We start from the raw sequence: 24,152 nt of genomic DNA, 5'->3' as shown, positions 1-24,152 counted from the left end.
CACTTTACTGGGGAATTCTACCCCCTTATCGCGTGTAGCGAGAAATACCGATGTAATTCGGTGTCAGACCAGGAATAAAACTGAGTGAGATTGTTTGTACAACTAGGCTGGTATTTCCGCCGTGAATGGCGCCGCTACGTAGGAGCGGTGTTGCTGCTGATTATTATCGCTATCCTACAATTGTTGCCGCCTAAGCTGGTAGGGGTAATTGTGGATGGCATCAGCACAAAACAGATGTCTACCAATATGTTACTGCTATGGATTGGTGTGATGCTGGTAACCGCTATTGTGGTTTACCTGCTGCGTTATGTCTGGCGTGTTTTATTATTTGGTGCCTCTTATCAATTGGCTGTGGAATTGCGGTCAAACTTTTATCGTCAACTCAGCCGCCAGGCCCCTGGTTTCTATTTACGTCACCGTACCGGCGATTTAATGGCCCGTGCGACGAATGATGTCGATCGCGTGGTCTTTGCCGCCGGTGAGGGGGTGCTGACGCTGGTGGATTCGCTGGTGATGGGTTGTGCTGTACTGATTGTGATGAGCACCCAAATTAGCTGGCAATTAACATTGTTGTCATTGTTACCTATGCCCGTCATGGCGGTGGTGATCAAATATTACGGTGACCAACTGCATCAACGTTTCAAATCGGCCCAAGGGGCATTTTCTACGCTGAATAATCAGGCACAAGAAAGCCTGACCAGTATTCGCATGATTAAAGCTTTTGGCCTGGAAGATCATCAATCACGCCAGTTTGCTCAAGTAGCAGCAGAAGCCGGTGCCAAGAATATGTATGTCGCACGTATCGACGCCCGGTTTGATCCCACTATCTATATTGCTATCGGGATTGCGAATTTATTGGCGATTGGTGGCGGCAGTTGGATGGTGGTTAATCACAGCATTACCTTGGGCCAACTTACCAGTTTTGTTATGTATCTGGGGTTGATGATTTGGCCAATGCTGGCTTTGGCATGGATGTTCAATATCGTTGAACGTGGCAGTGCTGCCTACAGCCGTATTCGCAGTTTGCTGGAAGAAGCACCCGTTGTTAAAGATGGTGATATTGAGTTAACCGATGGGCGCGGCACGCTCGCGGTGAATATTCGCCATTTCTATTATCCGGGTAGCGAACAGCCTGCGTTACATGATGTAGCACTGAAATTAGCGCCAGGGCAGATGCTGGGGCTATGCGGGCCTACCGGGTCTGGTAAAAGCACCTTGTTGGCATTAATTCAGCGGCAATTTGATATTGATGATGGTGAGATTTGTTATCAAGGGCATGCGCTGGCTGATATTAGGTTGCATGACTGGCGTGGCCGTTTATCCGTAGTCAGCCAAACGCCCTTCCTCTTTTCTGCTTCGGTTACGGGTAATATTGCACTGGGTAAACCCGATGCCACGCAGGCACAAATTGAACGGGCTGCTCGTTTAGCTAGCGTGCATGAAGATATTTTACGTCTTCCTCAAGGGTATGACACTGAGGTGGGGGAGCGCGGCGTTATGCTATCTGGTGGGCAGAAACAGCGGATTTCCATCGCCCGCGCACTGTTGCTGGATACTGAAATCCTGATTCTTGATGATGCATTGTCCGCAGTGGATGGTCAGACTGAATATGAAATTCTAAAAAATCTGCGTGAATGGGGTGAGCATCGTACTGTGATTATCAGTGCGCACCGTCTTTCTGCGTTGACCGAAGCCAGCGAAATTTTAGTGATGCAACATGGCGGCATAATGCAGCGCGGAACACATAACGTATTAGTCAGTCAATCTGGTTGGTATCGGGAGATGTACCGTTATCAACAACTTGAAGCCGCATTGGATGATGGTGAGTCGGAGGCCAAAACCGATGAGTAAAGTTCAGCAACTTTGGCCGACACTTAAGCGCTTGCTCTCCTATGGCTCTCCTTATCGTAAGCCGTTGGGACTGGCGGTATTGATGTTATGGATTGCCGCCGCCGCTGAGGTCAGTGGCCCACTCTTGATAAGCTATTTTATTGACCATGTGGTCGCAAAAGGTACCTTACCTCTTGGCTTGGTCAGTGGGTTGGCATTGGCTTACCTGCTGTTGCAATTGTTGGCAGCCGCATTGCACTATTTTCAGGCATTGCTTTTTAACCGAGCTGCCGTAGGTGTGGTGCAGCGCCTACGTATTGAAGTGATGGATGCCGCTTTGCGTCAACCTCTCAGTGCGTTTGATACCCAACCGGTCGGGCAATTGATTTCTCGCGTCACAAATGATACCGAAGTCATTAAAGATTTGTATGTAATGGTGGTATCAACCGTGTTGAAAAGCGCGGCATTAATTGGTGCGATGTTGGTGGCGATGTTCAGTCTGGATTGGCGTATGGCGCTGATCTCTATTTGCATCTTCCCAGCAGTACTGGTGGTTATGGCTATTTATCAACGTTACAGCACCCCCGTGGTTCGGCGAGTCCGGGCTTATTTGGCTGATATTAACGACGGTTTTAATGAAGTTATCAGCGGTATGGGCGTCATTCAGCAGTTTCGCCAGCAAGCACGTTTTGGCGAGCGTATGGAGTCTGCCAGCCGTGCGCACTATATGGCGCGTATGCAAACTTTGCGCTTAGAAGGGTTTTTGTTGCGCCCACTGCTGAGCCTATTTTCTGCTTTGGTGCTGTGCGGCTTGTTACTGTTGTTCGGTTTCAGTCCAGAGGGTTCAGTGGGGGTGGGTGTACTGTATGCGTTCATTAATTATCTGGGGCGCTTGAATGAACCCTTGATTGAGCTTACATCACAGCAGTCAATCATGCAGCAAGCGGTGGTGGCCGGAGAACGTATTTTTGATCTGATGGACCGCGCCCAGCAAGGATATGGTACCGATGATCGCCCTCTGACCAGTGGCCGTATCCAGGTGGATAATGTCAGCTTTGCTTATCGTAGCGATAAAATGGTGCTGCAAAATATCTCCCTTGATGTGCCTTCGCATGGGTTTGTTGCTCTGGTCGGCCATACCGGCAGCGGAAAGAGCACGCTGGCTAACCTGCTGATGGGCTACTACCCGGTGCAACATGGTGAGATTCTGTTGGATGGTCGTCCTCTGTCAGCATTATCCCATCAGACCTTGCGCCAAGGGGTGGCCATGGTGCAACAGGACCCAGTCGTTTTGGCTGATTCCTTTTTTGCCAATGTGACTTTAGGCCGCGATATCTCTGAACAGCAAGTGTGGGAAGCGCTGGAAACGGTGCAACTGGCCCCCTTAGTCCATGCACTACCCGATGGACTGCACAGCCTGCTTGGTGAGCAGGGGAATACCTTATCAGTTGGGCAAAAACAGTTGCTAGCGATGGCGCGAGTGTTGGTACAGGCACCGCAAATCCTGATTTTAGATGAAGCGACTGCCAATATTGACTCTGGTACTGAGCAAGCCATTCAGCGGGCATTGCAGTTAATCCGAAAAAATACCACGCTGGTGGTGATTGCTCACCGCCTTTCAACCATTGTTGATGCAGATACCATATTGGTGTTGCACCGTGGTGTGGCAGTGGAGCAGGGTAAGCATCAAGAGTTGCTGGCCGCCCATGGGCGTTATTATCAAATGTATCAGTTGCAATTAGTTAGCGAAGATTTAGCCGCCATTGATCAGGTGGAAACGGCGGTGAGTTAATTAATAAACTGTGGGGCTACACGGCCCCGCATTATTTTCAGTGTTTCCCTAAGCCAAATCGCCAATGAATGGCCCTGTTAATGCCCATTCCGCTGCCATACTGCACCATAATCTGGCAGTGCAATAGGTCGTTGATGCTGCTGTGCACTTCTGTGACGCGCCTCGCACTATTTTGGTGCACAAAAATCATTCAACGCCATGAATCCAGCCGCAACACGGCTGGCTCATGTATCTTAACTGCCCTAGCGTCGCCATTTCCGCATTAAATTATATCTATCATTACTTATGGCATAGCCTTTGCTTTACTTCATTTGTGGCAGACATGAATTCGACTTAATTCGAGAAGGGGCAAATATGAAGCTGGTTACCGTGGTTATCAAACCATTTAAGCTGGAGGATGTGCGTGAAGCCTTGTCCTCTGTGGGTATTCAGGGGCTGACCGTAACCGAAGTGAAAGGATTTGGTCGCCAGAAAGGGCACGCAGAGCTCTATCGGGGAGCTGAATACAGTGTCAATTTTTTACCCAAAGTGAAAATTGACATTGCAATTGCCGATGATCAATTGGATGAAGTGATTGACGTGATCAGTAAGGCGGCCTATACCGGCAAAATTGGTGATGGCAAAATTTTCGTTGCTGAATTGCAACGTGTTATTCGCATCCGTACCGGCGAAACCGACGAAGCAGCACTGTAATTTGCAGGCTCAAATTTAGTGAATAGGGATGGGTTGATGATGAAAAAACTTTTATCCGTGTTGGGCCTGAGTTCGGTAGCGATGCTGCCTTCTTTGGCAATGGCCGCAGCGCCGGCTGTAGCTGACAAAGCTGATAATGCCTTTATGATGATTTGCACCGCTCTGGTGCTGTTTATGACTGTTCCCGGTATTGCCCTGTTCTACGGCGGCCTGCTGCGTTCCAAAAACGTATTATCGATGATGACTCAGGTTATGGTGAGCTTTGCTCTGATCTGTGTGCTGTGGGTACTCTACGGTTATAGCCTGGCTTTTGGCACCGGTAATGCGTTCTTCGGTAGTTTCGATATGGCGATGCTAAAAGGTATTGGTTTGACCAGCCTGAGCGGCACCTTCTATCAATATATCCATGTGGTGTTTCAGGCTTCATTTGCCTGTATCACGGTTGCACTGGTGGTGGGATCATTCGCCGAACGTATTCGTTTCTCTGCGGTATTAATTTTCGCCGTCCTGTGGTTCACCTTCTCATACCTGCCAATGGCACATATGGTGTGGGGTGGTGGCTTCCTGGCAATGGATGGCGCGCTAGACTTCGCCGGTGGTACCGTTGTGCATATCAACGCCGCGATTGCTGGTTTGGTGGGTGCTTACTTACTGGGTAAACGCGCTGGATTTGGTAAAGAAGCGTTCAAGCCTCATAACTTACCTATGGTATTTACCGGTACTGCGATTCTGTATATCGGTTGGTTTGGCTTCAATGCCGGCTCAGCCAGCGCCGCTAACGAAATAGCTGCACTAGCCTTCTTGAACACAGTAGTCGCAACTGCGGGTGCTATCTTGTCTTGGGTATTTGCCGAGTGGGTTTTACGTGGCAAGCCTTCATTGCTGGGTGCGTGTTCTGGTTGTATCGCAGGTTTGGTTGCGATTACGCCAGCGGCAGGTACAGTCGGTGTTGGTGGTGCATTGATTATTGGTCTAATAGGTGGTGTTGCCGGTCTGTGGGGGGTAGTCCTGCTGAAGAAATGGCTGCGGGTGGACGATACCTGTGACGTATTCGGTGTACATGGCGTGTGTGGGATTATCGGTTGTATCCTGACGGGTGTCTTTACCTCTGCGTCACTGGGTGGTACAGGTTACGCTGCTGGCGTCACTATGGGCCATCAGGTGGGGGTTCAGCTGTTCAGTGTAGGTGTGTGTTTAGTCTGGTCTGGGGTTGTTGCCTTCGTTGCCTTTAAAATTGCTGACCTGTTGGTTGGTCTGCGGGTACCCGAAGAGCAAGAACGTGAAGGTCTGGATGTTAATAGCCACGGTGAAAATGCATACAACCAGTAAGCTAGAAATAGCAGTAAAATAATAATGATGATAACAATAGGGGCGATATAACATCGCCCCTGTTCTATTTTGAGAACGGCTATCGATGCATACGAATCACACCTTCCTGCACGGTAGAAGCCACTAATATCCCTTCCCGGTCGTAGATCTGACCACGGACAAAGCCGCGCGCGCCGGAAGCGGAAGTACTTTCTACTGCATACAGCAGCCAATCGTCCAGGCGGAATGGCCGATGGAACCACATAGAATGATCTATCGTGGCAATCTGCACTCCTGGCTCAAGGAAACCAATCCCATGTGGCTGCAAGGCCGTTGGCAGGAAATTAAAATCAGAGGCATAACCCAGTAAATACTGATGAACCTGCAGGTCATCTGGCATTGTGCCGTTGGCGCGGAACCAGACATAGCGATTGGGTTCTTCTACCGAGCCTTGTAATGGGTTGTGGAATTTCACCGGGCGCATTTCAATTGGTTGATGGCCGATAAACTTTTCCCGTACTTTTTCGGGGATCATATGTGCGAATTGGCGAGCAATGTCTGTTTCGGACATTAATCCTTCCGGTGGGGGGGCGTCTGGCATGGTATTTTGGTGCTCAAATCCCTCCTCTGGGCTCTGGAACGACGCCGTCATATAGAAGATGGGTTTACCATTCTGAATCGCACTGACCCGGCGGGCGCTGAAGCTGTTACCATCGCGTAGCGTTTCTACGTCGTAGATAATGGGCTTGCTGCTGTCCCCTGGCCGCAAAAAGTAGCTGTGGAATGAATGTACTGCCCGCTCCGCCAGTACGGTTTGTTTTGCTGCATAGATAGCCTGACCCACTACCTGACCACCAAATACCTGGCGCAAGCCCAGATCCTCACTTTGGCCACGAAAGATCCCTTCTTCAATTTTCTCAAGGAAGAGCAGATCGAGTAGTTTTTTTAATGCTTGACTCATGTTGTGGCCCCTGATGTTTGAGTTCATACACAGTGTGCTGAATCAGTTGGGTGGTCGTCAATATATTGCTGTGAAAGCGCTGTTCAATTGAGGGATTAGCAGATAAGGAATAGTCTGATAAATGCCTCTATTGGGTAAAAACCGGCGGGGAGTAGAATATTGTGCTATAATTGTCTTGCTAGGTGGTTGAAGCCACTTATTAAACGCGGGCTTTTTGGTAGATAGCCCGCATCTTAATAATAAGAAGGAGTGCGACCTATGAAACCTTGGCAATCAATAAAATTCTGGCAGATCGCGGGTGGGGCAGCATTAGTGGTGAGTTTGGCCGGGTGTGCTCATAAAGGTGCTGATGTTCCAGTTCCCGCGCCAGCAGGTGTTACGGCTGCCGCCGCCCCCATTGCACAGCCTGCTGTACAGGGGACAGTGAATATCCGCGAGCGCATTGCCTTACCACCGGATGCGGTAGTCACGGTTACGCTGTCGGATGCCTCACTGGCTGATGCCCCATCACGGGTTATTGCCCAGAAGGCGATTCGTACTGAGGGTAAACAGGCACCGTTTACTTTTGCTTTGCCGTTTAACCCAGCCGACATTCAGCCAAACGCACGTATTATTGTAAGTGCAGCGATCACGCGTAATGGTCAGTTACTGTTTATCACCGATACTATTGCGGAAGTGATTAACCGTGGTGCGGGGACTCAGGCTAATCTGCTGCTGGTTCCAGCAACCTCTGTTGCTATAGAAACAACCCCAGGGGGGCCTGCGACAATACAGGGCGCGCCTGCCATAACGGGTTCTGCAACCATACAGTAATGTTTAACCGACCATGAGTTGGTTGATCAGTCATTGCCCATTAATTTGGCAATAGCGCCACAGGATAGCCATTATTCTGTGGCGTTTTCATTAGCGGTATTGCCAGCGATATCGTTGTAAATCAATCCGGCCCGAACCATCAATATCAATACCTTCAGCAAGTAGTGCCTTTTTTTGTCTGAGATAATCATCACCAATTAATGATATTTCGCCATGGCGATTAATCACCCTATACCAGGGTAAGGCAGAACCTTCCGGTAAGCGCTTGAGCACCCCACCGACTTGGCGTGCGGCTCTGGGGGAACCAATCAACCGAGCGATGTCGCCATAAGTGGTCACCTGCCCATAAGGGATAGCGGCAACCACATGGAATACCCGTTGGCGAAAGCTGTCGATGAACGTTGGGTTACTCGGTTCAGTGGGCGAATCTGATACTTCAGGCTCATGCTGGCTTTGGTTGTCTATTTTTGATGATGTCACAGCATTCTCTTTTTTATCTGCATGGGCGGATAGTGCGACGCTATAGAAAAATAGGGTGAATAAATAGAATGAGATGAATAAATAACATCATCAATGCTTTTTGTGCCAGCAGAAAATAGATTTAGCCCTAACCTGAGGGCGAGTGGGCAAGAAACCAGCGGTTAGCGCGTGTTGTCTTGCTATTTGGTGGGCCATGGTCGATAATGCCCACCGCTCCAGAGTACAAGGGGCCGTTAACGTCAATGGAGGTCCTGTTGGTTCTCTCGCAACACTAACTTGTGAACTCGGTCAGATCCGGAAGGAAGCAGCCGTAGCAGGCGAGGTGTGTGCCGGGATGTAGCTGGCAGGGCCTCCACCATTTCTGCTCCTGACGTTATCTTTTTTCTCCTGTTTATTTCTTTTATTTGCTTACCTAAAGTGCCGGCTTTTGTTGATGGCTCCCTACCTTAAGTTTCTTATACTACTTAGTTGTAATTGTCATACAAATGAACTAGCGAAGGGTAAGATAAGAATTTTCTTATTTTATTTATTGGGTTGGCTTTCTATTTACATTTGAGATCTAGCAAGTGACTAATAATATCGTGCAATTATTAGCAATAAGGGTGAGTTTTAATAAATTAGATCGACGAAGCATTTCACTTAAATACCCTTCCATTAGTCTGATAACTCACCGGATTTTACCTAAGTACCCGCATGCAAAATCGCGGGATTCAAGTTAACCTTCAATACCGTGGGCCTATCAACGCATTTATCTCAAATTAAAACACGATCAAATCACCTGGTTCATTGAAGCCGATAACGTTTATCGGCTCAACGTTGTGTGTCTTAACCAGCGTTAAGCGGACTATTTCACATGTTGCCAAACCGTAGGAGGAATTTTATCGTAAAGCTTATTCATTGTGAGTTCAGCCAGGCGATGGTCTGCTGCTGAGTAAAACAATTCCAGCTCATCATCGGAAAGCTCGTACTTATTCTTTTCAATTACACGTTCTAATGTATCAATAGTCGTACATTTTCTTAAACGCATCAGGTAGTCAGTTTTTGTCATGGTAATTTTTCTTCTCGATATACAAATTAATATAGGGTAGCTATCCCTTAAGTTTTCATCAGGGTACAGGTGTATTCCCCTGAGAAAAGTCTGAATAAGCGCTCTTTGGTTTTTTGCCAGCGCCTCAATTCAGGATCATTGATTCCGTAACTACTAAACAGAGTATATGTATCGTCTAAATATTCTTCCACTAACTCTGAAAGGTCGCCGTCATCCGGGTATTTTATTTTAAAACTCATCACAAATGAAGCTATATGCTCGATCAAATCATTGAGTTGCAGATTTACGGCAGATGTTGGGTCATTTACCCAGCCATGATGGCTGTCACCAAGGGTAGCAATGCCTTCATCATACAGGCTCTCACATAGAAACTTCAACTGGGCAATGTCATGCCGTTTAGGCGAGTACTCATCCATATCATCCCCTCCGTAAAGTCTTAATTCGGTGTTGATAACACAATGTGAGTAGATAGATAATCATATAATTGTATAAGTTTATCGTTAACGCAAATAAACTTGTCTTGATATGAATATAAATCATTTCTTCGCTCACCGCGCAACTTTATTACTTAATCTTACAATTCATCGGCGGTTGAAGGCCTATCATTGTTAATTATATCAAAAGTGATTTTTTCTGGATGTACAATAAATGTTACAGCACCTGTTAAGGATTCTTCAGTATTGATATCTAAACAGGGGTTAAAGATATGCCATTGATAACAGTAAGTCATTGAATAATAGTTCTCTTCTAAGTGAGAAATATCAAGAATTTCTAATGAACCCTCCGTGTACCTGGCATTTTCTGAATAATACATTAAACCGGAAACTAAACTTCCTTCAATTTCACCGATATTATTACTGATAACACTCTTGAGTAATGAAATCGCGTAACACCCTGAGGTGAAGTCCCCAGCTATTTCATTGTTCATTAATTGTCCGCTCATGGTGGTAAGATTAATTCATTCCTGCATGGTTATTGTAACAAAAAGTGCGTTGGCATTTGTTTTTCAACAACTACGAGCATGATTTGAATCAAAAAAATCAAGTTTAAGGCGATTTTGCAACTAATACTGTCAGTTACGTGTTGTGATGTTATTTAGTGCACTTTCTCGCAATAACAGCCTCTTCCAATAAAATAACGCCACCTAAATAGGGTTTTTCATATTTAGAGTTATTACTCTCGATTAATTCAACCACTCCTTATTAACCTAGAATGCTCAGCGGGTTTGGTCAAGAGAAGGGGGCGACATTGCGCGTTTTCGATTGTTTAATTTATCATTTTGCGAGCGTTATCGAACAATGTAAAGGTTAGAATACCAAAACCATGTCTGACCGCACCAGTAAGGTAACAGTAAAAATAGTTTAATTTACTGTTACTAAGCATGTTTATATTGCCTGTTTTGTCACCAGCGGCAGGTTTGCTTCCGTTCACCGGGGAAGGCCTGGCTATAGCGTTAAAGCTTGTTACTTTTTAAACCCGCCAATTATTGATGTTTTCTTGAACTTACTCATTTTATGTGATGTTATAATATAACAAAACACACGCGATCTGTTCTATCATGAATAAATACGCTTTTTTTACTCGGGTAAACCCTCTTTCTTATTGGACATTGTTTTCACTCTCTTCACTACAGCGCATCTTTGGCGTCGCCTTACTTTGCTTGCTGCTGTGGGGCGCTATTTATTGGGCGAATATATTGCCATGATAAATATGAGAAATATTGAGATCGGATATGATCGGCAAGCACTTACTCCGCCAATTGATGGTTGTTTTGCTGCGGGCTCTCTAACCGCCATCATCGGCGCAAATGGGGCAGGTAAGTCAACTTTGCTCAAGACATTGGCCGATTTACAACCCGCAGTCGCGGGGAAAATAACCTTTAGCGGAGAAACTCGGCCTCAAATAGCTTACCTCCCTCAGCAGGCTGAGTTGGATAAGCAGTTTCCCATCGTCGTGCAAGATGTGGTGGCGATGGGATGCTGGCCACAAAGTGGGTTGCTGGGTGGCATTAATTATCAATCGCGACAACGAATCAAACAGGCATTAAGTACGGTCAGTATGCAGGATATGGCGCACCAACCTGTAGGTGAGCTTTCTGGGGGGCAGTTGCAACGAGTGCTGTTTGCCCGTCTTTTGGTTCAACAGGCACCACTGATCTTACTGGATGAGCCTTTTACCGGCATTGATAGCCAAACAGTACAACTTCTGCTCGACGTTATTCGTCAGTTACATGATGAGGGGCGCACAATTATTGCTGTTTTACACGACATGGCGATGGTTGCTGAGCATTTCCCCCGCGCTTTGTGGTTGACGCCTCAAGCCTACTGCTGGCAGCAATCTGAACAGGTTTTGGCACAATGGCATCACTGCCACAGCTCATCTTGTGCACTCTCTTCTCTGGTTCCGCAACCCGAACAGCAAAGGGTTATCAATCTATGACATTGCTTTATTTACTTACTGATCCTTTTTTGGATTTTGGCTTTATGCGACGGGCATTGGTCGCCTGTCTGGCTTTGTCACTCAGTTCAGCCCCTTTGGGCGTTTTCTTGTTATTACGGCGCATGAGCCTGGTGGGGGATGCCCTGTCTCACGCGGTATTACCAGGAGCGGCTATCGGTTACCTTATTTCGGGTATGTCATTAGTTGCCATGGGGGTTGGTGGGTTTATTGCCGGATTAGCTGTCGCCATGTTATCCGGTTGGGTCAGTCGCCGAACACTATTAAAAGAAGATGCCAGCTTTGCCGGTTTCTATCTTGGTTCTCTGGCTTTGGGGGTCACGTTGGTCTCTCTGCGTGGCTCAAGTATGGATCTGCTCCATGTGTTATTTGGTTCTATTTTAGCTATTGATAGCAGCGCCATGACCATGGTTGGTGTTATCACGACTGCGTCGATGTTGGCTTTAGCGGCGATTTATCGCGCACTGGTGATTGAATCGTTCGATCCTGTCTTTCTCCGGGTCAGTATGGGCCGTTGGCTGATGGTGGTTCACGCTCTGTTTTTATCGCTGGTGGTTATCAATCTGGTTGCTGGGTTTCAGATCCTTGGCACCCTGATGTCGGTAGGGCTAATGATGTTGCCGGCCACCAGTGCCCGTTTTTGGGCCAAAAATCTCCCTCATACCCTGGGTATTGCCATGGTTATCGGCATGGTTGCCAGTTTTGTTGGCTTGTTGTGGTCTTATTACGCCTCCTTACCTGCCGGGCCAGCCATTGTTCTTACCGCCAGCCTGATTTTCTTTATTTCTATTCTATTTGGAACGCGTGGTGGTGTTTTTGCAACCGCGCGCCGTTAAGAAGTATCTGTCATTAAAGGAGAGTTAAATGAAGCGTTTACCTATTAGCCTGGCGGTAGCTGCCCTGCTGTCAAGCCCATTGGCGATGGCAAAAACTGTTGAAGCTGTTGCCAGTTTTTCTATTTTAGGCGATATCGTCCAGCAGGTGGGGGGCGAGCATGTCAATGTGGTGACATTGGTTGGGCCGGATGGGGATCCACATGGTTTTGCACCGATGCCGAAAAACAGCAAACAGTTGTCTAATGCTGATGTGGTGTTTGTCAGTGGGTTAGGGCTGGAAGGGTGGTTGGAGCGGCTGATTAGCGCTTCCGGCTATAAAGGGCAGGTTGTGGTCGCCTCAACGGGAGTCGATACGCGTAAAATGGATGAAGAGGGCAAAATGGTGACGGACCCGCATGCATGGAACAGCATGGCGAATGGTATCAAATATGCCAACAATGTAATGAATGCATTGATTGTTGCCGATCCCGAGGATGCGGATTATTTCCGTAAACGTGGTGGAGAATATATCCAGCAATTGGAAAAACTGGATGCTTATGCAAAAGCGCAGTTTGCTGCGATCCCGCTGGATAAGCGTAAAGTCCTGACCAGTCATGATGCTTTCGGCTATTTTAGCCAAGAGTATGGGGTTAGCTTCTTGTCGCCAGTCGGGTTCTCAACTGAAGCAGAAGCCAGTGCCAGCGATGTAGCCGCGCTGATTAAACAGATCAAACAAGAGAAAATAAAAACGTATTTTATTGAAAATCAGACCGACCCACGTTTAGTCAAACAGATTGCCACAGCCAGTGGTGCTAAAGCAGGGGGGGAACTGTATCCTGAAGCCTTATCACCTGCCGGAGGCCCGGCAGCAACTTATGCTGAAGCATTTAAACACAATGTCGATACCATTGTGGGCAGTATGAAGTAGCCGTAGAAGATATTTTTTACCATAAACCAAGCGGCTACCGCTCAGCTTTTGATTGTATTCAGAGGCTGGGCGTTTAATCGTTTTTGATGCGCCTCTTCTTTAACTGAAAAAAGCCCCGTTGGGCAGCAACGGGGCTTATCAAAACCATCCACTGACGGGCTGGAAATCAACGTTTCTTATGAGTTCCTCCCTGAACTGCTTTAAAACGTGGATTACTTTTACAAATAACGTATACCCGACCACGGCGACGAACGATTTTACAATCGGGATGACGGTTTTTAGCTGAACGTAATGAACTCAGTACTTGCATGATTAACTCTCAGAATTGGCTGGTTTTTTAGTCAGGAAGCGACCAAAACGCTGATTGAAGCGCGCAGTACTGCCTTCCTTGGAGAACTCTTTTTGTTTACCGGTGTAGTACGGATGTGAGGCTGAGGAGATATCCAGTGTGACATAAGGATAGGTCTGCCCATCGCGCTCAATCGTGCGTGCTGTGGCAATGGTGGAACCCACGGTGAAATAGGTATCTGCGCTAGTGTCGTGGAAAACCACTGTCCGGTAGTTAGGGTGGATGGCGGGTTTCATAAAAGCTCCAATTGTTATGTTATACTATAACAATAATTATGCGCTATTCACTTTTGAGTTTCAAGTACAGAAAATAAAAAACCCGCAAACCTAAGTCTGCGGGTTTTCTTAATGATGTATTGCATCAATTGTGGTGACGTAAGGTTTACTTGGCCTTATGGTCAACCGCATGTGAGTGCTCTACATCTTCGCTTTTTCGACTAAAGCGACGGCGAACTACCACGAAGAATACCGGAACAAAGAAGATAGCCAGTACAGTTGCGGTTATCATCCCGCCCATCACACCGGTACCTACCGCATTCTGTGCACCAGAACCTGCGCCACTACTGATAACCAGTGGCAGAACCCCTAGGATAAAGGCCAGTGATGTCATCAGAATTGGGCGCAGACGCATACGTACTGCTTCCAACGTTGATTCCACCAAGCCTTTACCTTCTTTGTCCATTAAGTCTTTAGCAAACTCAACAATCAAGATGGCGTTCTTAGCCGATAGCCCGATAGTGGTCAATAAGCCGACCTGGAAGTAAACGTCGTTATTGAGGCCACGCAACGAGGCCGCCAGTAACGCACCCACGACACCCAGTGGCACTACCAACATAACTGAGAATGGAATCGACCAGCTTTCATACAGCGCAGCCAGACATAAGAACACCACAATCAGTGAGATGGCATACAACGCTGGAGCCTGGTTACCTGACAGACGTTCTTGATAAGACATGCCTGTCCAATCATAACCAATGCCGCTTGGCAATTTAGCCGCCAGCTCTTGCATCAGGTCCATTGCCTCACCGGTACTCTTACCCGGCGCTGCTTGTCCCAGAATTTCCATGGATGGCAGACCGTTGTAACGTTCAAGTCGAGGTGAGCCGTATTCCCATTTCGCGGTGGAGAAGTTATTAAACGACACCATTTGACCCGTGCTGTTACGGACATACCACTTATCAATATCATCCGGTAACATACGGAAAGGCGCATCAGCCTGTACATAAACTTTCTTCACACGACCACGGTCGATAAAGTCGTTTACGTAACTGCCGCCCATTGCTGAACCGAGCGTGGTATTGATATCGGAAATAGAAACACCAAGAGCTTGTGCTTTTTCCTGATCAACTTCCACTTTGAACTGAGGTGTATCTTCCAGTCCGTTCGGCCGCATTCCGACCAGCATATCTGCGTGTTGCGCCGCCATGCCGAGCAGTTGGTTACGCGCTTCAGTTAATTTTTGATGCCCAAGGTTACCTTGATCAATTAACTGGAAGTCAAAGCCGGTAGCGGTACCCAGCTCCACAATCGCTGGCAAGTTAAAGGCGAATACCAAACCGTCTTTGATTTGCGAGAAGGCAGCAGATGCGCGGCCGACGATTGCCGGAACTTTGTTCTGGTCACCTGGGCGCTCATCCCAGTTTTTCAGACTGACGAATGCCAGACCGGTGTTCTGACCCTGACCACTGAAACCGAAGCCGTTAACGGTAAATACTGAGTTAACCACGTCTTTTTCTTTGTCGAGATAATAGTCAGTAACCTGATTAAGCACTTTCTGAGTACGTTCTTGCGTCGCCCCTGCAGGCATTTGCACCATGGTCAGGAACACACCCTGATCTTCTTCTGGTAAGAATGATGTCGGTAAGCGCAGGAACAACACACCCATACCAATCACAATCACCAGATAGATCACCAAATAACGGCCAGTGCTGCGCAAAATATTGGCAACGCTGTCAGTGTAATGATGGGTGCTTTTCTCAAACATGCGGTTAAACCAGCCGAAGAAGCCGGTACTCGGGCCATGTTCACCTTTGGTAATCGGTTTCAGCATTGTTGCGCACAGTGCGGGTGTCAGAATCAATGCCACCAGAACCGAAAGCACCATGGCAGAAACGATGGTGATAGAGAACTGACGATAGATTGCCCCAGTTGCGCCGCCAAAGAAGGCCATCGGGATAAATACCGCCGACAGTACCATCGCGATCCCCACCAATGCGCCCTGGATTTGCTCCATAGACTTTTTGGTGGCTTCTTTCGGTGGTAACCCTTCCTCTTGCATCACACGTTCGACGTTCTCTACCACCACGATGGCGTCATCGACCAATAGACCTATCGCCAACACCATCCCGAACATCGTTAGGGTGTTTATCGAATAGCCAAAGGCGGAGAGAATAGCGAAAGTACCCAGCAATACGACCGGTACTGCAATCGTTGGAATCAACGTTGCCCGGAAGTTCTGCAAGAACAGATACATGACCAGGAACACCAAGATGATGGCTTCAATCAGTGTTTTAACCACTTCGTTAATGGAGATTTTAACGAATGGCGTGGTGTCGTACGGATAAACCACTTTTAACCCATTAGGGAAGAAGGGTTGTAATTTCGCCAGTTCAGCTTTTACTGCCGCAGAGGTGTCCAGGGCGTTAGCACCGGTTGCCAGTTTAATACCGATCCCTGCCGCAGGTTTACCGTTATAACGGGCGATGATGTTATAGCTTTCAGCCCCCAGTTTAACGATAGCCACATCTTTTAGTCGAACCTGAGAACCGTCAGTATTCACTTTCAACAAGATCTGACTGAACTCTTCTGCATTGGTTAAGCGGGTCTGCGCAATGATTGATGAGTTCAGTTCTTGACCGGGTACAGGTGGTGTCCCCCCTAACTGACCTGCCGCCACTTGGTTGTTCTGTACTTTAATGGCGTTAATAACATCAACCGGTGTCAGTTTGAAGTTATTCAGTTTGTGCGGATCCATCCAGATACGCATTGCGTATTGGGAACCAAACAACTGAACATCCCCCACACCGAGGGTACGGCTAATGGGATCTTTAACGTTAGAACCCACATAGTCCGCAATATCTTCTTGTTGCATGGTGCCGTCTTCAGAAATAAAGCCGGCAACCATCAGGAAGCTACTACTGGACTTTTCAACGCTCACACCTTGCTGCTGCACTTCTTGCGGCAGTAATGGCATGGCTAATTGCAGTTTGTTCTGGACCTGAACCTGAGCGATATCCGGGTCAGTGCCTGAGTTAAAGGTCAACGTCAACTGAACGTTACCGGATGAATCACTGCTGGAAGACATGTACAGCAGGTTATCGATACCGTTCATGTTCTGTTCGATAACCTGCGTTACTGTATTCTGAACAGTAGTCGCATCGGCGCCAGGATAGTTGGCGGAGATTGTAATTGCCGGCGGCGCAATGGTTGGATATTGCGCAACGGGTAATTTCATAATCGCAAGGGCACCAGCCAACATCAAAATGATGGCGAGAACCCAAGCGAAAATAGGGCGATCTATAAAGAACTTAGCCATGAATTACCGGCTCCTTTTAAGACTTCTTCGCTGTATCAGCCGGAGCTGCTTTTTGCGCCGGGTCAGTAACTTCCTGCACTTTTACCTGCACGCCCGGTCTGATTTTCTGCAAGCCGGAAACAATAAGACGATCACCTGCTTTCAATCCTTCAGTAACCAACCATTTATTCCCAATCGCTTGATTAGCAACCAGTGTGCGCATTTCAACTTTGTCATCTGCGCCAACAACCATGGCAGTTGCTTCGCCACGCGGGTTACGTGTCACTCCCTGTTGAGGCACCAGCAGCGCATCAGGTCTGACACCTTCATCTAAACGGGCACGAACAAACATGCCAGGCAGTAATGCCTCGTTCGGGTTAGGGAAGATGGCACGGATGGTGATTGAACCGGTAGTTTCATCAACGGTGACACCTGAGAATTCCAATGTACCGGTTTGTGCGTATTCAACGCCGTTTTCCAGTAACAAGCGAACCTTGGCCTTGCCATTTTCTTGCTTCAACGTGCCATCAGCCAGCTCTTTTTTCAGGCGCAAGAATTCGTCGCTTGATTGAGTAACATCGACATACATCGGGTCAAGCTGCTGAACTGTCGTCATTGCCGTTGCCTGACCACTGGTTACCAACGCACCTTCAGTGACTGAAGATTTACCGGTACGACCACTGATTGGCGAAGTAACCTGAGTATATGCCAGGTTGATACGTGCAGTTTCTACAGCAGCTTTTGCTGCCAGAACACTTGCATTAGCCTGCATCGAGCTAGACACGGCTTGGTCATATTCTTGCTTACTAATGTAATTGGTACCTAGCAATGGTTTGTAGCGATTTACCGTCAAGCGGGCAATTTCAGCGGCAGCTTGTGCTTTAGCTAAATCACCTTTGGCGCTGTCATAAGCGGCTTGATATGTGGCTGGATCAATTTGATAAAGTGATGTTCCGGCGGTGACATCACTGCCTTCAACATAGTTACGTTTAAGAATGATCCCGCTAACTTGTGGGCGAACTTCTGCAACACGGAATGCGGACGTGCGACCCGGTAGATCGGTTGTGATATTCAGTGGTGCGGCTTTTAATGTCACAATACCGACTTCAGGTGCCTGTTGAGCATGGGCTTGCGCCGCATCTTTATCATTACATCCTATAAGTACTAAGCTGCCTGAAAGTACCAGAATTGCAGCCAGAGGCATTACCCCTCTGTTTTTGCTCATAGATAAACCTCAAGTGTCCGATTTTTAATTTAATCCAATGGATCACAAGCTTTAAAACCCATTGCTGCGTAAATTATATGTGCGTGCTATGGTACATACATTCGTGAATGTATGTAAATCGCACCCCCTCGAAAAAACAACGCTATGGCACGAAAAACCAAACAGCAAGCCGAAGAGACCCGGCAACAAATTCTTGATGCCGCAGTGCGGGAATTTTCTGCGCATGGCGTTTCCGGCACTTCTCTTACCGATATTGCCGCCGCCGCAGGAGTAACCCGAGGCGCAATTTACTGGCACTTCAAGAATAAGGTAGACCTGTTCAACGAAGTTTGGGAGCTATCAGAATCTAAAATTGATCAGCTCGAATTAGAGTATCAGGCAAAATATCCTGATAATCCACTCCGCATCCTGCGTGAAATTCTTATCTATGTTCTTGTTTCTACGCGTGAGGATTGCCGACGCCGCGCACTAATGGAAATTGTATTCCATAAATGTGAGTTTGTCGGTGAGATGACCTCAGTTCATGACGCGCGTAAAGTTCTTGATTTAGCTAGTTATGAGCGAATTGAGTCGGTTTTGCAAGGTTGTATTAATGCGAATCAATTGCCCGTCAATCTTGATACTCGCCAGGCTGCAATAATCATGAGAGCTTATATTACAGGTTTGATGGAAAACTGGCTCTTTATGCCAGAAAGTTTTGATATAAAACAAGAGGCACCGGTATTAATTGATGCCTATCTGGAGATGCTAGGACATAGCCGCGCGTTGCGCAAAGGGCTAAATAGCAAGGTATCAGATTAACTGGAGGTTTATATGAGTCGTTCACTGGTTGTGATTGCCAATGGGGCCGCTTATGGCCATGAGTCATTATTTAATGCACTGCGTTTATCTATTGCGTTGAAAGAACAACAAGCCGATCTCGATTTACGCCTGTTTTTAATGTCTGACGCCGTCATTGCTGGCCTTAACGGGCAACAGCCTCGCGAAGGTTATAATTTACAGCAAATGCTTGAGATTCTTACAGCACAAAATGTTGCGGTGAAGTTATGTAAAACTTGCGCCGATGCCTGGGGGGTGAGTGGGTTAACGCTGGTTGATGGTGTCGAAATTGGCACGTTGGTTGAGTTGGCTCAATGGACGTTAGCTGCGGATAAAGTTCTCACATTTTAATTAATGTGGGGGGATTGCTCTATGATTCCCGAATCAACCGATATTGCAGGCTGTTACATCCTATTCAGCAACAACTGCGTAACAGCCCGCATTATTACAGCTATTAACGCTCTGAAAGATTTTTCTTATTATGACTCGGGACTGAACGTGATAGGATTTCAGTCTCTCTGTTGAAATGAAGTTCAAATATGAGCGGCAGATCCCACAATCAATATTCATCACCTTTATCCATACCAGCTATGACGCCAGTGGGTGCATTTTTATCGCGCCTTCAGGTAATGCTTATCCTGCTTATAATTGCCTTTATATGTTCGCCATCGACTTTTGCATCGGGAATCAATATTGATGTGCCGACCCGCACAGAGGTATTAAGCCAACTGGATGCATTATCAAAACAAAAGATATTGTCGCCCGCGGAAAAGTTAGCACAGCAAGATCTGACGAAAACGTTGGAATACCTCGATACTATTGAGCGCACTAAGCAAGAGGCCAGCCAACTTAAACAACAACTGGCACAAGCACCAGTGAAATTACGTCAGGCAACAGAGGGGCTGGATGCGCTTAAGAATAGTACTGCGGATACGCTGACCCGTGAGTCCTTGGTAAGTTACTCATTGCGCCAATTGGAATCACGGCTAAATGAAACGCTGGATGATTTACAATCAGCGCAGGAAGATCTCTCCGCTTATAACAGCCAGTTAATCTCCTTACAAACTCAGCCCGAGCGGGTACAGAGTGCGATGTATAACGCATCAATGCGTTTAATGCAAATTCGCAATCAACTCAATGGATTAGCGCCAACTCAAGAGGTTTTGCGACCAACCCAGCAACAAGAGTTATTGACTGAGCAAGTGATGTTAAATGCGCAGTTGGATTTACAGCGAAAAAATCTGGAAGCGAATACGACCCTACAGGATTTGCTGCAAAAACAACGGGATTACACCACTGCGCACATAAACCAACTGGAGCGTTATGTTCAGCTACTGCAAGAGGTGGTCAGCGGTAAACGGTTAATCCTGTCAGAAAAAACAGCCAAAGAAGCACAAGCACCTAATGATGCCACTGACATCCAAAATGATCCGTTAGTTAGCCGAGAACTGTCGATTAACAAAGAATTAAGTCAGCGGCTGATTAATGCCACGAAAGAAGGCAATACTCTAGTACAACAGAATATCAGAGTTAAAAACTGGCTGGATCGCGCACTGCAATCGGAGCGTAATTTAAAAGAACAAATTACCGTACTGCGCGGTAGTTTGTTGCTTTCACGTATTCTGTACCAGCAGCAACTCAATTTACCCACGGCTGGCTTGATAACCAATATGGGGCCACGTATCGCTGACTTGCGCTTGGAGCAATTTGAAATAAACCAGCAACGTGACCAGCTATTCCAGGGGGATGACTATATCCAAACCCTGATGAATGACAGTAAAGAGAAAATCAGCCCTGATGTAGAAGACGCTCTGGGGCAAATTGTTGATATCCGCCGTGAGCTACTGGATCAGTTGAATAAGCAGTTGGGTAACCAACTGACACTGGCTATCAATCTGCAAATAAACCAACAGCAGTTACTCAGCGTCAATGAATCGCTGCAACATACCCTGACACAGCAGATTTTTTGGGTTAGCAGTAATAAACCGATGGATTGGTCTTGGCTAAAAGCCTTACCGGGGGCGCTTAAAGCTGAACTGAGTAATTTTCACTTTAGCCTGTCACCGGGTGATGTGTTGTCGGGGTTGATCAAATCAGTGATGTTCCTACTGCCTATGTTGATTGTGGTGGGGGTGATACGGTCACGCTATAGCATTATCAATAAACATTTGGATCGGCTGGCGGCTGACGTCGGGCAACTTAAGCACGACAGTCAAATGCATACGCCAAATGCCATTATGCTGACTTTACTGAAAGTCTTGCCAGGGGCCTTAATCATTCTAGGTTTTGGTTACTGGTGTCTGCGTTCAGACTTTAATCTCAGTGACTTCCTCTGGAGCTTCTTCCAACGTTTGGCACTGTTCTGGCTGATATTTGACCTGACGTATCGGATGCTCTCGCCAGGGGGAATTACCGAGCGACACTTTATGATTGCGGCTGACCGGTGTGCACATTATCGCCGCCAAATGGTGCGATTAGGGGGCGCATTGTTGCCGGTGATATTCTGGTCAGAATTGGGTGAGAAAAGTCCGCTTCGATTGGTCGATGATGTCATTGGACAAATTGTTATTGTTATTGCTCTGGCACTGCTGGCCTTGTTTGTCTATCCATTCTGTCGTGATAGCTGGCGTGAAAAAGATTCCCATGCGGTGCGATTGGTGATTGTGACTGCGGTTGCGGTAACCCCCATCATTTTGATTGGATTAATGGTGGCAGGGTATTTCTATACAACGTTGCAACTGGCTGGCCGCTGGATAGATAGTCTGTATTTATTATTCCTGTGGAATATCGTTTACCTGACGGCAATTCGAGGTTTAGGGGTTGCTGCGCGGCGTTTGGCCTATCGTAGGGCAATTGCCCGGCGGCAAAGTTTGGTGAAAGAGGGGGCTGAAGGTGGTGAACCGGTTGAAGAGCCGCCATTGGCCTTGGACCAAATTAACCAACAATCATTGCGCCTGACAACGATGGCGCTCTTCCTGATTTTTGCGACTTGTTTCTATTGGATTTGGGCGGACCTGATAACGGTTATCTCCTATCTGGACAGTATATCTCTGTGGCATTACACCTCGACGGTCGCCGGTGCCAGCGTAACGCAGGCTGTGACTTTGGGGAATATGCTGGTGGCTTGGATGGCATTGGTGGTTGCCTATGTTCTGACACGTAACTTGCCAGGCTTACTGGAAGTCGTGGTGCTGTCGCGCCTGCAACTACGCCAAGGGACTTCTTATGCCATCACTACTATTCTGACTTATTTTATTACGGCTGTCGGGGGGATAACCGCGCTCAGCTCACTCGGTGTTTCGTGGGATAAATTGCAATGGCTAGTAGCGGCCTTGTCTGTTGGTTTGGGTTTTGGCTTGCAGGAAATTTTCGCCAACTTTGTATCAGGTTTGATTATTCTGTTTGAACGGCCTGTTCGTATCGGCGATACCATTACTATCGGTACTTTTTCTGGGAATGTCAGCAAGATACGCATCCGCGCGACGACAATTACCGATTTTGACCGTAAAGAAGTCATTATTCCAAACAAAGCATTTGTTACCGAACGCCTGATCAACTGGTCACTGTCAGATACCATTACGCGTATCATCATTAAAGTTGGTGTTGCCTATGGTTCCGATCTGGCGAAAGTAAAAGATGTGCTGTTGCAAGCCGCTCATGAGAATCCGCGCGTTATGGTTGATCCTGAACCACAAGTTTTCTTCCTAAACTTCGGCTCCAGCACTCTTGATCACGAGTTACGGTTGTATGTCCGTGAACTCAGGGATCGCAGCTATACGGTGGATGAATTGAACAGGGCTATTGATAAGTTATGTCGTGAAAATGACATTAATATCGCCTTTAACCAGTTGGAAGTATATCTGCACAAACCGGATGGTACCGAGGTTCAGGAAGTCAGTCGGCCGCTTGATAAACAAGGCTTACCGGCTGAGCAATCGGATTTGGGGGATACCAAGCCTGACTTACCGGATATCAATAAGCCGCTTGCTTAAGGTATTTGTCTGTACAGACAGAGTAGCGCACCATTCTTGATGGAGTCGCTATGGGTAGGTTCATATAGTGAGTATCACTGAGGCGACACTCTGGTGTATCGCCTTGGTTGAACCTCAGAAGTGATATCTTCAATCTGAGTTTTGGTGGCGGAGCTTACGCTGATAATCAAGTTGCACTATCGCTAACGCCGCCAGTGCTGTCTCGGGCGCTATCTCATTGCATTCCAGCAGATAGATAAGATCTACTGCCAGTTGCAGTTCTGGTGGTGCTTTTTCAACTGACATAATCTAACCAACATTTGATTTGCAGTTAATCGGGAAGTCAGGTGTGAATATCTTGCTCGGGTTCCACCTGACCTGATTCAAACTATATATCTAATAGATTTCAACATACCCAATAGATTTCAACATGCTGGAAGGTGATAAGCGAGGCAACACCGATGAGCTGACTCCAGTCAGTAATTCGGGGGAGCGCAAGCCGTCAACATCTGCACTTGAAACAGGGCGGGCATAAAACATTATAGAGAACTATTTGTTGTCGGAACCTCAATGATTCAAAAAATGTGACAAATATTCAAAAACCGTTCTCTTTTTTCTCAATACTGCGCTCTATTCTTATCAACGCCTGCCGGCAGCGCATTAGACGCCCCTCAAGTGCTGCGAGCTCCTTCTGTATTTTCTGCTGCTCGGATAACAAACTTTGCTTACCCAGTTGGCTCTCTCTATCGTGAATCATTGCCAGTATCCGCCGCTCATAATCCTGATGCTCAGCCAGCTTATGGTAAGGGTCCAATTTGTTATCCCTGGGCTCAGGATTTGATTTTCTTAATTTTTGAGTGGCTAATTCTCTTTGTAATGCAGAAATCTGAGCAACCAGCTTTTCAGCCAGAAAAGCGACCTGTTGTGTGCGATTTTCTGCAACTACTTGCTTCAGTTGTGCCATATTTTTCCGTACTTCCTGTAGATAATCGCGAAACCGATTACCATGATTACCAAACAGGTTGAGATCAAAACGGGCTTGCTGAGACGGCGTGTTTGCCTGAGGGCCAACTTGTGCCGACAGCGCTTCAATTTGGCTTTCAAGCACCTGCAATAATTTTTCCGTACTCATGGCGCTTCTCCTGGGCAT

At 47.1% G+C, this 24,152-nt stretch carries 22 protein-coding genes and 1 other RNA gene; 12 read left to right on the top strand and 11 right to left on the bottom strand.

Features of this window, described 5'->3' with window-relative positions; translation table 11 throughout:
• Nucleotides 1-84: 84 nt before the first annotated feature.
• The 4 genes from EL015_RS15935 to amtB all read left to right on the top strand — a co-directional run bounded on the left by EL015_RS15935 (nt 85) and on the right by amtB (nt 5,644).
• Complete coding sequence (locus EL015_RS15935) at nt 85-1,851, top strand: SmdA family multidrug ABC transporter permease/ATP-binding protein (protein ID WP_032905600.1); 1,767 nt, start codon at nt 85-87, stop codon at nt 1,849-1,851.
• The gene (locus EL015_RS15930; RefSeq protein ID WP_032905601.1) at nt 1,844-3,622 is read left to right on the top strand and encodes a SmdB family multidrug efflux ABC transporter permease/ATP-binding protein; all 1,779 of its coding nucleotides are present in this window, start codon (nt 1,844-1,846) and stop codon (nt 3,620-3,622) included. Before EL015_RS15935 ends, EL015_RS15930 begins: the two co-directional genes overlap by 8 nt.
• A gap of 354 nt (nt 3,623-3,976) precedes the next feature.
• Nucleotides 3,977-4,315, top strand: coding sequence for a P-II family nitrogen regulator (glnK, locus tag EL015_RS15925; protein ID WP_002208627.1), 339 nt, complete (start codon nt 3,977-3,979; stop codon nt 4,313-4,315).
• A 39-nt stretch (nt 4,316-4,354) separates the two neighbouring features.
• Complete coding sequence (amtB, locus tag EL015_RS15920) at nt 4,355-5,644, top strand: ammonium transporter AmtB (protein WP_032905738.1); 1,290 nt, start codon at nt 4,355-4,357, stop codon at nt 5,642-5,644.
• A gap of 79 nt (nt 5,645-5,723) precedes the next feature.
• Here the strand turns inward: amtB and tesB are convergent, their stop codons facing one another.
• A complete protein-coding gene (gene tesB, locus EL015_RS15915; RefSeq protein WP_005182259.1) occupies nt 5,724-6,584 on the bottom strand; it encodes an acyl-CoA thioesterase II in 861 nt (286 codons plus the stop codon).
• A 258-nt stretch (nt 6,585-6,842) separates the two neighbouring features.
• Here tesB and EL015_RS15910 point away from each other — a divergent pair, with 258 nt between their 5' ends.
• Nucleotides 6,843-7,397, top strand: coding sequence for a YbaY family lipoprotein (locus EL015_RS15910; RefSeq protein WP_005182263.1), 555 nt, complete (start codon nt 6,843-6,845; stop codon nt 7,395-7,397).
• 90 nt (nt 7,398-7,487) lie between these two features.
• Here EL015_RS15910 and EL015_RS15905 read toward each other — a convergent pair whose 3' ends face one another.
• Entirely contained in the window at nt 7,488-7,793 is a 306-nt protein-coding gene (locus tag EL015_RS15905; RefSeq protein ID WP_186004081.1) for an MGMT family protein, read from the bottom strand.
• A 336-nt stretch (nt 7,794-8,129) separates the two neighbouring features.
• Here EL015_RS15905 and ffs point away from each other — a divergent pair.
• Nucleotides 8,130-8,226: signal recognition particle sRNA small type (ffs, locus tag EL015_RS15900), an RNA gene on the top strand.
• Nucleotides 8,227-8,721: 495 nt separating this feature from the next.
• Here ffs and ymoA read toward each other — a convergent pair.
• The 3 genes from ymoA to EL015_RS15885 form a co-directional block, all read right to left on the bottom strand.
• The gene (gene ymoA, locus EL015_RS15895) at nt 8,722-8,925 is read right to left on the bottom strand and encodes an expression modulating protein YmoA (protein WP_002208622.1); all 204 of its coding nucleotides are present in this window, start codon (nt 8,923-8,925) and stop codon (nt 8,722-8,724) included.
• Between the two features lie 47 nt (nt 8,926-8,972).
• On the bottom strand, nt 8,973-9,341 hold the full coding sequence (tomB, locus tag EL015_RS15890) for an Hha toxicity modulator TomB (RefSeq protein WP_005182270.1): 369 nt from the start codon (nt 9,339-9,341) through the stop codon (nt 8,973-8,975).
• A gap of 158 nt (nt 9,342-9,499) precedes the next feature.
• Nucleotides 9,500-9,853 carry a hypothetical protein gene (locus EL015_RS15885; protein WP_032905603.1) on the bottom strand — a complete coding sequence of 118 codons (354 nt, stop codon included), beginning with the start codon at nt 9,851-9,853 and terminating at the stop codon, nt 9,500-9,502.
• Nucleotides 9,854-10,626: 773 nt separating this feature from the next.
• Between EL015_RS15885 and EL015_RS15880 the strand changes: the two genes are divergently transcribed.
• From EL015_RS15880 to EL015_RS15870, 3 genes are read left to right on the top strand one after another with little or no spacing between them, the layout of a single operon-like run.
• Complete coding sequence (locus tag EL015_RS15880; RefSeq protein WP_050073470.1) at nt 10,627-11,364, top strand: metal ABC transporter ATP-binding protein; 738 nt, start codon at nt 10,627-10,629, stop codon at nt 11,362-11,364.
• Nucleotides 11,361-12,218 carry a metal ABC transporter permease gene (locus EL015_RS15875; RefSeq protein WP_032905605.1) on the top strand — a complete coding sequence of 286 codons (858 nt, stop codon included), beginning with the start codon at nt 11,361-11,363 and terminating at the stop codon, nt 12,216-12,218. Before EL015_RS15880 ends, EL015_RS15875 begins: the two co-directional genes overlap by 4 nt.
• A gap of 28 nt (nt 12,219-12,246) precedes the next feature.
• Nucleotides 12,247-13,125: a metal ABC transporter substrate-binding protein gene (locus EL015_RS15870; RefSeq protein WP_005182278.1), complete on the top strand. Its 879-nt coding sequence runs from the start codon at nt 12,247-12,249 to the stop codon at nt 13,123-13,125.
• Between the two features lie 166 nt (nt 13,126-13,291).
• On the opposite strand, the gene ykgO is transcribed toward EL015_RS15870, so the two are convergent.
• From ykgO to acrA, 4 genes are all read right to left on the bottom strand, one after another.
• Nucleotides 13,292-13,435 carry a type B 50S ribosomal protein L36 gene (ykgO, locus tag EL015_RS15865; protein ID WP_002208618.1) on the bottom strand — a complete coding sequence of 48 codons (144 nt, stop codon included), beginning with the start codon at nt 13,433-13,435 and terminating at the stop codon, nt 13,292-13,294.
• A 2-nt stretch (nt 13,436-13,437) separates the two neighbouring features.
• Nucleotides 13,438-13,710, bottom strand: a complete 273-nt coding sequence (locus tag EL015_RS15860) for a type B 50S ribosomal protein L31 (protein WP_032905607.1) — start codon at nt 13,708-13,710, stop codon at nt 13,438-13,440.
• Between the two features lie 145 nt (nt 13,711-13,855).
• Nucleotides 13,856-17,008: an efflux RND transporter permease AcrB gene (acrB, locus tag EL015_RS15855; protein ID WP_032905610.1), complete on the bottom strand. Its 3,153-nt coding sequence runs from the start codon at nt 17,006-17,008 to the stop codon at nt 13,856-13,858.
• Between the two features lie 16 nt (nt 17,009-17,024).
• Nucleotides 17,025-18,212 carry an efflux RND transporter adaptor subunit AcrA gene (gene acrA, locus EL015_RS15850; protein ID WP_032905611.1) on the bottom strand — a complete coding sequence of 396 codons (1,188 nt, stop codon included), beginning with the start codon at nt 18,210-18,212 and terminating at the stop codon, nt 17,025-17,027.
• A gap of 144 nt (nt 18,213-18,356) precedes the next feature.
• On the opposite strand from acrA, the gene acrR reads away from it, so the two are divergent.
• The 3 genes from acrR (at nt 18,357) to mscK (ending at nt 23,023) form a co-directional block, all read left to right on the top strand.
• Complete coding sequence (gene acrR / locus EL015_RS15845; RefSeq protein ID WP_005182286.1) at nt 18,357-19,013, top strand: multidrug efflux transporter transcriptional repressor AcrR; 657 nt, start codon at nt 18,357-18,359, stop codon at nt 19,011-19,013.
• Nucleotides 19,014-19,025: 12 nt separating this feature from the next.
• The gene (locus tag EL015_RS15840) at nt 19,026-19,382 is read left to right on the top strand and encodes a DsrE/DsrF/TusD sulfur relay family protein (RefSeq protein ID WP_005182287.1); all 357 of its coding nucleotides are present in this window, start codon (nt 19,026-19,028) and stop codon (nt 19,380-19,382) included.
• Nucleotides 19,383-19,621: 239 nt separating this feature from the next.
• On the top strand, nt 19,622-23,023 hold the full coding sequence (gene mscK, locus EL015_RS15835; protein WP_005182288.1) for a mechanosensitive channel MscK: 3,402 nt from the start codon (nt 19,622-19,624) through the stop codon (nt 23,021-23,023).
• Between the two features lie 129 nt (nt 23,024-23,152).
• On the opposite strand, the gene rsmS is transcribed toward mscK, so the two are convergent.
• Together rsmS and priC are read right to left on the bottom strand one after the other, a co-directional pair.
• Nucleotides 23,153-23,308 carry a pleiotropic regulatory protein RsmS gene (gene rsmS / locus EL015_RS15830; protein WP_005182289.1) on the bottom strand — a complete coding sequence of 52 codons (156 nt, stop codon included), beginning with the start codon at nt 23,306-23,308 and terminating at the stop codon, nt 23,153-23,155.
• Between the two features lie 289 nt (nt 23,309-23,597).
• Nucleotides 23,598-24,134 carry a primosomal replication protein PriC gene (gene priC / locus EL015_RS15825; protein ID WP_005182293.1) on the bottom strand — a complete coding sequence of 179 codons (537 nt, stop codon included), beginning with the start codon at nt 24,132-24,134 and terminating at the stop codon, nt 23,598-23,600.
• Nucleotides 24,135-24,152 lie beyond the last annotated feature (18 nt).

The organism is Yersinia intermedia (assembly GCF_900635455.1).
GTDB classification, from domain to species: Bacteria; Pseudomonadota; Gammaproteobacteria; order Enterobacterales; family Enterobacteriaceae; genus Yersinia; species Yersinia intermedia.
Note: the sequence above shows the minus strand (reverse complement) of the source record. Positions and strands in the feature narration are given on the sequence as shown.